The organism is Polyangium fumosum, from assembly GCF_005144585.1.
GTDB lineage: Bacteria > Myxococcota_A > Polyangia > Polyangiales > Polyangiaceae > Polyangium > Polyangium fumosum.
The window spans coordinates 20,135-31,775 of record NZ_SSMQ01000100.1 but is presented as its reverse complement, the minus strand read 5'-3'; the positions used below and the strand labels follow the sequence as shown (position 1 = coordinate 31,775).

Here is an 11,641-nt window from a genome sequence, read left to right as displayed (position 1 = left end):
GGGCGCGGCTGTGGGCGCGGCGGCCGTCGCGGGGGCGGCGGCGGGCGGGGTCGCGGGGGGCGCCGGGGGCATCACCTCGGCGGCGGGGCTCGGGCCGGGCGCGGCCTCGGTTTTTGCGCTCGAGCAACCCGCGAGCGCGCTGAGGGCGAGGGCGGCGAGGCCCGTACACGACGCACCGTGGACGAACGCGGAGGGCCTGGGAGCAGAGGCGCGAGGCATGGCGAGGAGCGGCGCGGGCCGCGAACGACTCCCAGTTACGCGTTTGACGCCCGGTCTGCAAAACATTTAACATGGCCAAGGCCTCTGCGCGGGAAGGAAGAGCCATTTTGGGCTGCCCGCGCGCGGGGCGTTCGTGTCGTCGAGGAGGCGCCGTCCGATGAGCTTGGGGCACCGTTACCATGGGCGGATCGTCTTGATCGGATCGTTCGTCGCGGCGCTGTTCGCGGCGTGCGCGCAGGGCAATCACGTCGATCAAACCGGCGGCGCGGGCGGCGCGGGCGGCGCGGGCGGCGGGGGCATTCCGCCGGGCCAGATCGGCGGCCCGTGCAGCGACGACACGCCTTGCGAGCAGGGCGAGTGTACGGTCGTCGGCGCGAACAAGTTCTGCACCGTGCCGTGTCCGCCCGGCTGCCCCGAGGGGACGTACTGCGCGCTCATCAACGGCGACTCGATCTGCGTGCCCGATCTCGGCAGCCAGTGCATGCCGTGCACGACGGTGCTGCAATGCCTGAACCCCTCGGACGCGTGCTTGAAGGCGCCCGCCGGGGATCGCTTCTGCGCGCGGGATTGCACGACGGATGGCCAGTGCCCGAACGGCTTCACGTGCCTCGAAGGCGCGAAGTATCCGCCGACGCAAGGTGGCGAGATGCCGGACGCGGGGCCGCCGGAGGACGCGGGGCCGCCGGGCGACGCGGGGGATGGCGGGCTCGACGACGGCGGCGTGGACGGGGGGCCGACGAAGCCTCCGCAGGGGCAAGCCCACAAGTTCTGCGTGCCCAACGTGCCGTTCTCGTGTCCGTGCAACGAGAAGCGGGACGGGGTCGAGAAGGACTGTTCGAACTCGAACCAGTACGGCACGTGCACGGGCGTCGAGGCGTGCAACGGCGCGTCGAGCTCCTTCGAAGGCTGCACGGCGAAGGTGCCCGCGGCCGAGACGTGCAACGCGCAGGACGACGACTGCGACGGGATGAGCGACGAGGGCGAGCCGAACGAGCTCTGCAGCTCGGAGGGCCCGGTGCCGCCGCACGCGTCGTGGACCTGCTCGCCCCAAGGCACGTGCGGGCTCGGGCCCTGCGAAGTGGGGTGGGCGGCCTATCCGCCCGGCCCGATCGCGAATGGATGCACGTGCCCGGTCGAGATGGGCGAGCCGAACGACCTCTGCGCGAACGCGACGCCCGCGGGCAGCGTGAGCGACACCGACGGGAGCAGCATCACGATCACGGGCACGCTCGGCGGCGCGGCGGACGTGGACGTGTGGTCGTTCGACACGGTGGATACGAACGAGCTCACGACGAACTCGTACCACGTGAGCATCGACTTCATGACCCCGCTGCCGAACAACGAGTTCGTGATCGACGTGATTCGCGGCGAGGCTTGCACGGACACGCCCTCGGGCGGCGCCGTGGGGATCACGTCGTACGACTGGTGCGTCGACGGGAAGTCGGCGGACGGCCTTTCGGGCGAGGTGCCGTGCGCGAACGACGGCTCGCAGCCCGTGCACTGCAACAACAACTCCATGAAGTACTTCGTGCGTGTCTCCCGCAAGCTCGGCGCCCCGGGGACGTGCACGCAGTACAGCCTCTTCGTGACCGCGAAGGGCGGCGATCCTTGCGATTTCACGCAGAAGTGCCAGTAACGGCCTGACCATGGACCTCGATCCGAACGAGACCGAGGCGCTCGTCCAGCGCACGGCTCGCGACTATGCCGAGCGGGTGATCCGGCCCGTCGCGGCCGATCTCGACCGCGACAAGGACATCCCGCGCGACATCCTGCGCGGGCTCGCCGAGCTTGGCCTGATGGGCGTGAACGTGCCCGCGGCGCTCGGCGGGGCCGAGGCGGGCGTCGTGGCGTACGCGCTGGCGATGATGGAGATCGCGCGCGCGTGCGCCTCCACGGCCGTGACGATGAGCGTGACGAACATGGTCGCGGAGGTGATCGCGCGGTTCGGCACGGAGGCGCAGCGCGAGAAACACGTGCCGCGGATCTGCGCGGGCGAGTACGCGGCCGGGTCGTTCGCGTTGAGCGAGCCGGAGGCGGGCAGTGATCCCGGCTCGATGCGCACGGTCGCCGAGCGGACCGAGGATGGCTGGGTGCTGCGTGGCCAGAAGCAGTGGATCACGAACGGCGCGTGGGCCGGCGTGTTCGTGGTCTGGGCGCGCACGGGCGGGCCGGGGACACGCGGGCTGTCGGCGTTCCTCGTGGAGGGCGGGACGCCGGGGCTCCGGTGCGGCCGGCCCGAGGACAAACTGGGGCTGCGCGCGTCGAACACGGTGCCGATCGAGCTCGATGATTGCAAGGTGCCGGCGGACGCGCTGCTCGGCAGCGAGGGTGAGGGCTTCAAGATCGCGATGATGGCGCTCGACGGCGGGCGCATCGGGATCGCGTCGCAGGCCGTGGGCATCGCGACGGCGGCGGTCGAGGAGGCCACGCAGTACGCGCGTGAGCGCAAGCAGTTCGGCCGGTCGATCGGCGACTACGAGGCGATCCAGTGGTCGCTCGCCGATTCTCGGACGGAGCTCGACGCGGCGCGGGCGCTCACGCTGCGCGCGGCGTGGCTCAAGGAGCAGGGGCGTCCGTTCTCGGCTGAGGCGGCGATGGCGAAGCTCTACGCGAGCGAGGCGTCGAACCGGATCTGCCAGCGGGCGCTGCAGATCCACGGCGGCTACGGCTACGTGCGCGACTTCGCGGTGGAGCGTCACCTGCGCGACGCGCGCGTGACGACCATCTACGAGGGGACGAGCGAGATCCAGCGGATCGTGATCGCCCGGAGCGCGACGCGCTGAAGGATGGAAGGCACCCCGTGGGGGCATCCACGGGGTTTGTCCGTCAGACGAAGAACCGCGTCAGGATGAAGACGACGACCGCGATCACGGCCCCGAAGAGGAGCGCGTAGAGCAGGACGCGCTTCAGGATGGCGCGGAGCTTGTTCTTGAGGAGCGTCTTGACGAGCTTCCAGAGCAGGTCGAGGACTTCACGGATGAGCTTCCACACGCGGAGATCCTAGCGCGGCTCGGCGCGCCTTGTCTCAGGCCCGAACACTTCTTCACGGGGCCGGCGAGGGCTCACTCCGCGACGAGGGACACCTTGCCTGCGTAACTTCCAGGCGACGGGAAGCTCATGCCGCGCAGCGCGTCGACGACACACGTGGCCGCGGCGTCGCCCTTGGGATCGGCGCTCGACACGCCCACGGCGAGGGGCTTGCCGTCGGTGTCGAGGTACATTGTCGCCTTGATCGGGCCTGCGCCCTGGCTCGCGCGGCACGTGGCGAGCGCTTGTTGGGCCTTGGGCAGCTCCTTGCCCAGGCGGCCCGGGTCGAGGGAGACGGGCGGGCGCTCGTCGGCGCTCGGGTCGAAGGAGAAGCCGCCCTCGGCGAGGCCTTCCTTTCCACCCACGGGCGAAGGCCAGCTCGCGCCGCGCAGCGCGCCCAGCATGCACGACTCGGTGTCGCGATCGCCGAGCGTCGACTCCTTGAGGTACGCGACGGTGGCCGTTCCGCCCTGCGCGATCCGCAAGGCGAAGCGGATCTCGCCGCCCATGAAGGGAATGCGGCGCACGCCGTTGTGGAAGCACGCGCTGAGTTTGTCGGAGGTGCGTTGCAGCGTCGACTGCACCTTGTCTTGATCGAGCGCGCCGATCTCGGCTTGGACGTCGGCGCCGCCGCTCCCGCCGCTCGCCGACGCGTCCGTGCCGCCCGTGTCCGGCGGCTTGTTCACCGCCACCTCGCCCCCGCAACCCGCGAGCGAGGCGAGCGCCGCGAGCGCGGCGATGTGGGCCCGAAGAGAACCAATACCCAGGCTTCGTTCGTTGCTCTTCATCATGCCTTCAACATGGTTTGCGCGATGATCGATCGCTGCGTTCCGCTGCTCTCCTCGACGAGCTCTGTGGTGCGCGCGTCGCGGAAATGACGTCCGAGACCTTCACTCGTGCCTCCGCCGCGCGCGCCGAGGATGTCCATGGCTCGGTGTGCGACGCGGGTCGACATCTCGGAGGCGAAGAGCTTTCCGATGGATCGCTCGGCCGACGAAGGCGCGCCGCGATCCGCGAGGTGCGCGGCGCGTAGCACGAGCAGGCGCGCGGCCTCGATCTCGACGGACATGTCCGCGAGCTGCGCCTGCATGCCGAGCAGGCCCGGCGTCTTCACGCGATCCTGCGTGCGCTTCACGTGCGCCGCCGCCTTCTCGAAGGCCGCGCGCGCGATGCCGATCGCCTCCGCCGCGACGGCGATCCGCGCGTCTTCGAGCGCCGCCGTGGCGATCACCTGTCCCTCGCCCGCCGCGCCGATCACGTCCGCCGCGTCGATGCGAACGCCACGCGCGCGCAGCAAGGCCGCGCCCGCCGCGCGCCGGCCCACGCTCGTCTCCGCGGACACGAGGTCCAGCCCGGGGGCGCTCTTCGGGACGAGGAGCGCGACGAGGCGGGGATCGTTCGCGGCGCGGTTCGTTGCGGCAAACACCAGGAATACGTCTGCTGCGGCGCCGAGGTTCACGGGGCCCGCTTCCCCATCGAGGACGAACCCTCCGTCGGCGCTGGGCTCGGCGAAGAGGGAAGGGGGCTCCGCGGGATCGGGCATCGCGGCCGCGCCGAGCGAGGCGCCACGCGCGAGCGGGGCGAGGTGCTTCTGTTTTTGCGCGGGGCTGCCCGCGCGAAGGAGCGTGCGCGAGACGAGCGCCACGTGCGTGCCCACGATCGCCGCCGAGCTCGCGCACGCGGCGGCGATCTCCTCGATCACGAGCGCGAGCGAGACGAGGTCGCCGCCGGATCCGCCGTGCTCTGCGGGGATCGTGAGGCCGAGCAGGCCCGCGTCGCCGAGAGCGCGCGCGTGTCCTTCGGGCAGGCGCGCGTCGTGATCGATCTCGGCGGCCCGCGGCGCGAGAGAACGCGCGGCGAGGGCGCGCGCGGCTTCCTGGAAACGCTTTTGCTCGTCGGTGAGGTCGAAGTCCATGGCAGGTCGTGGAAACGGTGGTTGTACCGGTGCGGGCTCAGAAGGTGCCCAGGATCGAGGCGCCTCCGCCGTGGGAACCCAACGAAGGAACGAGCCACGCGTGAGGCGCCTCGGGGCCAGGCTCCTTCGGCGGGGAGCGCGAGACGAAAAACAAGACGACGCCCGCGGCGAGCGCCGCGCCGCCCACGCCGAAGCCGATTGTCGAGGCGAGGGCCTTCGTCTGCGCGCCTTCGATGAGGGCGAATCCCTCGGCGTTGCACTTCTTTGCAGGACAGAGCGGATCGGCCTTGCCCACGTCGCTCGACGCGAGCCCGCCGAACACCGCGCCGACGCCGAGCGCGGCGACGCCCAAGCCGCCCGCGACAAACGCCGCGATGCGCAGGCCGTTCGTGCCGGATGCGGCGGGGGGCGTGTCGATCTTCTCGACGGGCTTCACGTTCGGATCCGCCACGAGCGCAGGCACCGAGACCGTCTTCAGGTCGGCGTCCTTGCCGACGACGATCTTCGTGGACCACGACGAAAACCCGGGCGCGCTCGCTTCGATCGTGTGCTCGCCGGGATCGACGGGGATGGAGTCGCCGAGCAGCGCGGCCCCGAGGACCTCGCCGTTCCGCTTGATCACGAGGCCCGCCGCGGCCGCCTCCGCGTCGATGCGCAGGCGCGAGAGCTTGGGGGCGAGCTTGCCCGCGAACTCTTCGGCGATCCGCAGGCGATCGGCGTCGCCCGTGGCGTGCGCCAGGGTCGCGGCTTCCTTGTACCGCGCCCACGCCGTGGCGGTGCGGCCGAGCTGCTCGTTGCAGAGCCCCAGGTTCAAGAAGGCGCCGACGGAGGGATCGAGCCGCGCGCTCTCCTCGAACTTGGGGCACGCCTCCGCGGGTTTGCCCTGGTCCATGAGCTCACGGCCGCGCACGAAGGCCGCCTCGGCGATGGCTTTCTTGTCGCCGTCCTGCGCGGCCGCGTGCTCCGGAGCCAGCGTGATCGCCGCCGCGAGCGTGAGCGCGGCGGCGAGGGGCCTCCGAGGGGCGCGGGCCGTCGGGGAGCTAGCGGCGCGTGAAAGCGGGGTTCGCATTTTTCTTCGTCGTGCTCGACGGCGCCGCCGTGGCCTTGCTCGTGGGCTTCGGGCCCGGCGGAGGCGTCGCGGGCGCGCTCGTGGAGGCGCCTGCCGCCGGCAATGCGGCAGGGGACGCCGCGGGCGACGCGGAGGCCGATCCGCTCGGCGGGGTCGTGGCTTCGGGTGTGATCGCGGGCGCCGTGGACGTCGGCGAAGCTGTGAGCGCAGCCGCGGCGATCGCAGGGGCCTCCTCCGGCACGCCGGCGGCGATCGGCGTCGTCGAGGAGGCTTCGACGCTCGATCGGAACAGGAACACGAGCACGCCGCCGAGGATCCCGATGAGCGCGCCGAGGCCGAGCGCGACGAACAGGAACGAGCGGCCCGCGTCGGGCGAGGGCGGCCGCGTGCGCGCGGCGCTGGCGAAGGCGGCGGCCGCGTGCGCGCTCCGCGGGCCCGTGTAGAGGTCGGCTTCGATGCGGCTCAGATCGGGCTCGATCACGTCGAGCGGCGGGGTTTGCCCGAGCGTGAGGATGCTCGGCCCGGTCGTCGTGGACGCCGTCGGGAGCTCCGGCGCGGACGCGATCTGCACCGGCAGCGGCATCGTCTTGTGCGCGGTCTGCGCGGCGACCTCCGCGGGCGGCGTGGCGGAGGCCAGCGTGGAGCTGATGACCGAGTTGCGTCGCCCCGTGTTGGGGGGGAGCGGCACGGTGCTCGGGACGTCGGTCCCTTCGGGGATCCCGCGTGCGCTCGGCGCCTGCATCGCAGGCAAGGTCGGCTGGGAGGGCAAACGCGGGGACTCGCCGGGCGCGCCGACGGCGGGCGGCGGCAGGCCGGCCATGCGCGCGACGCGGTCGAGGGTGCTCTGCGAGCGCGAGGGCGCGTAGGGCGCGAGCGCGACGGCGAACTCGGCGATCGACTGGTACCTTTGGTTCTTGTCGCGCTCGTAGGCGCGCGCGATCCGCTCGGCGAGGTCGGCCGAGAGGTCGGGACGGAAGTCGCGGAGCGGGCGCGGCGTGCCCGTGAGGACCTCGGCGCAGAGCTGGGGCAAGGTCTCCGCGTAAAACGGCTGCGTGCCCGCGATGAGCTCGAAGAGCGTGATGCCGAGCGAGTAGATGTCGGTGCGGTGATCGACGCCGCGTGTCTCCTGCATCTGCTCGGGCGACATGTAGAGGGCCGATCCCATCGCGGTCGACGTGCGCGTCAGCGCGTGTTCGCCCGGCGCGCCTTGCATCTTCGAGATGCCGAAGTCGAGCAGCTTGACGAGCGGCGATCCGTCGCGGCGGCTCGCGAGGAAGAGGTTCGCGGGCTTCAGATCGCGGTGGACGATGCCGTACGAGTGCGCCTCGGCGATGGCCTCGCAGGCCTGAAGGACGTAGTCGATCGCGTCGGGCACCGCGAGGACGCCGTCCTTGAGCTGCCTCGCGAGGTCCCGGCCGTCGAGGAACTCCATCACCATGTACGGCGCGCCATGGTCGAGCGTGGCCACGTCGAGCACACGGGCGACGTGCTCGCTCTTGATCTTCACGGCGGCGCGCGCCTCGCGCTGGAAACGCGCGGACGCCTCGGGGTGCTGCGCGTATTCGGGCAGGAGGAATTTCAGCGCGACCCGCTCGTCGAGCGCGACGTGCCGGGCCTCGACCACGTAGCCCATGCCACCTTGCCCGAGCACACGCTCGACGCGGTACTTCTGAGCGAGGAGGGTGCCCGGTACGACGGCGGTCGCCGGCGAGGCATGGGGAGACGCAATCGACGTCACGGACCTGGGCCCATGATGCGTCCCACCGCCCTCGGACGGCAAGGACGTTCTCTCACGTGCAGAGCGGGAGATCGAAGCGCACGGCCGTTCCCTTGCCGAGCTCGCTCTCGATCTCGATGTATCCGCCGACGGCCTCGAGGAGACTCTTGACGACGGAGAGCCCGAGGCCCGTGCCTTTGCCTGAAGGTTTCGTCGTGAAATAGGTCTCGAAGACACGCGCGAGGATCTCGGGCGACATGCCCGTCCCCGCGTCTTCGACGAGGCACACCGCGCGCCCCGTCTCGCGGTTCTCGCTCACCTCGATGCGAATGAGCCGCCCCTCCGGCGGCTGCTCGATCACCGCGTCCGCAGCGTTCGTGACGAGGTTGACGAAGATCTGTTCGAGCTTCGTGCGGCTCATGGCCACACGCACGGGCGCCGGCGGCGCGTGCGTCATGATGCTGACGCGCTTCGTGCGGCCCGAGACGTGGAGCATCGAGAGCACGTCGGAGATGACGGCCACCACGTCGAGGACCTCCTGCCGATCCTGGCTCGGCGTGCCGAGATGCAGGAGGTTCCGCGCGTGCTCGGTCAGGTGCGCGACGCCGCGATCGAGGGCCACGAGGTCCTCGGGCTCCGGCGGCTTGCCCGCCTGGGCGCGCATGCGGATGAAGGTCGCGGTGTGGGTGAGGACGGCGGCGACGTTGTTGAGCTCGTGCCCGACGCCCGCGGCGATGGTGCCGAGCGTGGCGAGCCGGTCTGCCTGGAGCAGGCGCGCGCGTGTGCGTTCGAGCTCCTCCATGAGCCATTTGCGGTGCGCCTCGGGCTCCTGCGGGATCGGCGGCACGTCGCTCTTGCGGCCGCCCACGATCACGCTCGAAGGGCCCAGGCTGTGCGGGCCCAGGCTGTGCGGGCCCGAGTGCGGGCCCGCACTCGGGGTGCTCTGGAACATCGGACGTGGGGGAGGGGCCGGCGGGAGGGGGGGCCCGTTCGAAGCAGGGGATCCCTGCGCTCTCACCCCGCCCCGTACGTCGCTCTTGCCGTCGCTCATGCCTGCTCGGCGATGGTAACACGTTTGGCCAGGGGATCACCGAGCGTTTGGGGGGCCGAGGATCGGCTCGAACTCGTCCCAGCCGTACCGCTTGAGGTAGTTGCGCCAGACACCCTCGCATTGCGGCCCGTAGTTGCACGTTCCGCACGCTTGGCGTTTGTCCCGCTGGGCCTCGTCGAGATCTTGCCGTGTGACGAGGACGAGCCCCCGCCCGCGCCCGTCCGCGGCCCGCTCGGGCGCGCGCGTCGCGACGAGGTTCGCCTGATCGCCGAGGTCGAAGTGCCGGTAGCGCTCGACGTAGCCGCGGTTGAAATCGGCGACGCCCTCGGTCGTGCAGAGCGGGATGTCCACGAGGAACGCCATCGGCCGCGGCTCGCCGACGTCCGCGAGGAAGCGCCGGAACGTGTCGGCGATCTCCGTGTAGCGCGGGAAGATCTGCTCGAAGTACGTGTCGGCGCGGCCGTTCGCCTGCATCACGTTGAAGACGACCTGATCGACGCCGCACTGCCGCAGGAAGCGGTAGATGTCGAGCATGTGCGGGAGGTTCCGGTCCGTGAGCACCGTCGAGGTGTGCAGCTCGACGCCGAAGCGCTTGAGCTTCGTGATCGAGGCGAGGCCGGCGACGGTCTGCTCGAAGCTGTCGGGGGTGCGGGTGAGGCCCTCGTGGAGCTTCTTCGTGTGGCCGTGGATCGAGATGTAGAACCGGTTCATCCCGGCCTTCGCGAGCAGCGCGGCGTAGGGCAGGTGCGAGAGGCGCCGGCCGTTCGTCATCACGCTGATCTTGCGGTAGCCGAGGCCCTTGGCCATCGACACGAGGTCGGGCAGCTCGGGGCGCGTCGTGGGTTCACCCGAGGTGAAGCAGACTTCCTCGGAGCCCTGGTTCTGCTCGAGGATCCACCGCACGCGATCGGTGGTCATCGCCGAGTTGTTCACGTAGCGGCCGTCGCGATCTTCCTCCATGCAGAAGATGCAGTTGTTGTTGCAGACGGCGCCGATGGAGACGTGGATGCGCTCCTCGCGGGTGGTGAGCCGCTCGGCGATGGTCGGCTCGGCAGCGTTGGCTCCGTCGGACAAGTCGGCCTCGGGAAAAGCGTCTTCCAGCGCGTGGCGTGTGTCAACCGCCTTCCAGATCCGATGGACGCGCGTCGGGAGCTTTGGTAGCCCCTCCTTACAAATGGATAGGAACCTTTTCCGCGAAGAGCACGAGCTGTTCCGAACGTCCTTCCGCCGGTTCGTCGACCGGGAGATCAAGCCGCACCAGGAGCGGTGGATGGAGGAGGGGAGCGTCGACCGCGAGGCGTGGCGCAAGGCGGGGGAGGGGGGCTTCCTCTGTCCATGGCTCGATCCGGCCTACGGCGGCGCGGGCGGTGATTTCCTCCATTCGGTGATCGTGATCGAGGAGATGGCCCGGGCCTACGACTCCGGCTTCGCGATGTCGCTGCACTCGGACGTCGTCGTGCCGTACCTCGCGACCTTCGGCACGGAGGAGCAGAAGCAGCGCTGGCTGCCCGGCTGTGCGTCCGGGGAGATCGTGACGGCGATCGCCATGACGGAGCCCGGGACGGGCAGCGATCTCGCGGGGATCGCGTCGACGGCCGTGCGCGACGGTGACCATTACGTCTTGAATGGGGCGAAGACGTTCATTTCGAACGGTATTCTTTGCGACATCTGCATCGTGGCGGCGAAGACGGACACGAGCCCGGAGAGCGCGCACCGGGGCATCAGCCTGTTCGTCGTGGAGGCGGGGACGCCGGGGTTCGTGAAGGGCAAGAAGCTGCGCAAGATGGGGCTGCCCTCGCAGGACACGTCGGAGCTTTCGTTCGAGGATTGCCGCGTGCCCGTGAAGAACCGCCTCGGCGAGGAGGGCGGGGGCTTTTTGATGTTGATGCAGAAGCTCCAGCAGGAGCGGCTCGTCGTGGCGATCGGGAGTCAGGCGGGGGCGGAGCGGATCCTCGAGGACACGATCACGTATTGCAAGGAGCGCAAGGCGTTCGGCAAGCCGATCGCGAAGTTCCAGAACACGCAGTTCAAGCTGGCGGAGTGCGCGACGAAGGTCGAAGTGGGCCGCGCGTTCCTCGATCGGCTCATCGCGGAGCATATCGCGGGCAAGTACCTCGTGAAGGAGTGCTCGATGGCGAAGCTCTGGCAGACGGAGATGCTCGGCGAGGTGGTCGACGAGTGCCTGCAGTTCTTCGGCGGATATGGGTACATGCTCGAATACCCGGTGACGCGGGCGTACATGGATGCGCGCGTGCAGCGGATCTTCGCCGGGACGAACGAGATCATGAAGGTGATCATCGCGAAGCAGATGGGGCTGTAGGGAGAGGGAGAGGGAGTCCGCTTCCGCTTCCGCTTCCGCTGCCGCTGCCGCTTCCGCTTCCGCTGCCGCTTCCGCTGCCGCTTCCGCTTCCGCTTCCGCTTCCGCTTCCGCTTCCGCTTCCGCTTCCGCTTCGCTGCCGCTTCCGGGGACGCGCCCTCAATGGCGCTCTCGTCCGGGGTCGTCCAGCATGCCCGCGTGCTCGGGTGGCGCAAGGCCAAGCCGTCCTCGCCGTCCTCGCGCTTCGCGCTCCGGGCGGCTCCGGGCGGTGCGAGGCTTTGCCTCGCAGCCTTGCACCACCCTCCGCGCGCGGGCGTGGGACAGGG

The 11,641-nt window shown here is 70.4% G+C and carries 10 protein-coding genes and 1 pseudogene; 3 read left to right on the top strand and 8 right to left on the bottom strand.

The window, feature by feature from the left end:
• Window positions 1-219: pseudogene (locus E8A74_RS54410) on the bottom strand (hypothetical protein); the annotation flags it as partial.
• A gap of 157 nt (window positions 220-376) precedes the next feature.
• Here E8A74_RS54410 and E8A74_RS47495 point away from each other — a divergent pair.
• Both E8A74_RS47495 and E8A74_RS47490 read left to right on the top strand, forming a co-directional pair.
• Entirely contained in the window at window positions 377-1,855 is a 1,479-nt protein-coding gene (locus tag E8A74_RS47495; RefSeq protein ID WP_136935807.1) for a hypothetical protein, read from the top strand.
• Window positions 1,856-1,865: 10 nt separating this feature from the next.
• Window positions 1,866-3,002: an acyl-CoA dehydrogenase family protein gene (locus tag E8A74_RS47490; protein ID WP_136935806.1), complete on the top strand. Its 1,137-nt coding sequence runs from the start codon at window positions 1,866-1,868 to the stop codon at window positions 3,000-3,002.
• Window positions 3,003-3,045: 43 nt separating this feature from the next.
• Here the strand turns inward: E8A74_RS47490 and E8A74_RS53540 are convergent, their stop codons facing one another.
• The 7 genes from E8A74_RS53540 to hxsC4 form a co-directional block, all read right to left on the bottom strand.
• Window positions 3,046-3,210: a hypothetical protein gene (locus tag E8A74_RS53540; RefSeq protein ID WP_170229927.1), complete on the bottom strand. Its 165-nt coding sequence runs from the start codon at window positions 3,208-3,210 to the stop codon at window positions 3,046-3,048.
• Between the two features lie 71 nt (window positions 3,211-3,281).
• Window positions 3,282-4,037: an AgmX/PglI C-terminal domain-containing protein gene (locus E8A74_RS47485; RefSeq protein WP_232380061.1), complete on the bottom strand. Its 756-nt coding sequence runs from the start codon at window positions 4,035-4,037 to the stop codon at window positions 3,282-3,284.
• Window positions 4,034-5,161: an acyl-CoA dehydrogenase family protein gene (locus tag E8A74_RS47480; RefSeq protein WP_136935805.1), complete on the bottom strand. Its 1,128-nt coding sequence runs from the start codon at window positions 5,159-5,161 to the stop codon at window positions 4,034-4,036. The genes E8A74_RS47485 and E8A74_RS47480 overlap by 4 nt, the downstream gene beginning before the upstream one ends.
• Window positions 5,162-5,198: 37 nt before the next feature.
• Window positions 5,199-6,230: a tetratricopeptide repeat protein gene (locus tag E8A74_RS47475; RefSeq protein WP_136935804.1), complete on the bottom strand. Its 1,032-nt coding sequence runs from the start codon at window positions 6,228-6,230 to the stop codon at window positions 5,199-5,201.
• Window positions 6,202-7,968, bottom strand: a complete 1,767-nt coding sequence (locus tag E8A74_RS47470) for a serine/threonine-protein kinase (protein ID WP_136935803.1) — start codon at window positions 7,966-7,968, stop codon at window positions 6,202-6,204. Before E8A74_RS47470 ends, E8A74_RS47475 begins: the two co-directional genes overlap by 29 nt.
• A 52-nt stretch (window positions 7,969-8,020) precedes the next feature.
• Window positions 8,021-8,899 (bottom strand): sensor histidine kinase, encoded by an 879-nt coding sequence (locus E8A74_RS47465; RefSeq protein ID WP_170229926.1) that lies wholly within the window; start codon window positions 8,897-8,899, stop codon window positions 8,021-8,023.
• 135 nt (window positions 8,900-9,034) lie between these two features.
• Window positions 9,035-10,072 carry a radical SAM protein HxsC4 gene (hxsC4, locus tag E8A74_RS47460; protein WP_136935801.1) on the bottom strand — a complete coding sequence of 346 codons (1,038 nt, stop codon included), beginning with the start codon at window positions 10,070-10,072 and terminating at the stop codon, window positions 9,035-9,037.
• A 100-nt stretch (window positions 10,073-10,172) separates the two neighbouring features.
• On the opposite strand from hxsC4, the gene E8A74_RS47455 reads away from it, so the two are divergent.
• Window positions 10,173-11,318, top strand: a complete 1,146-nt coding sequence (locus E8A74_RS47455) for an acyl-CoA dehydrogenase family protein (protein WP_136935800.1) — start codon at window positions 10,173-10,175, stop codon at window positions 11,316-11,318.
• Window positions 11,319-11,641 lie beyond the last annotated feature (323 nt).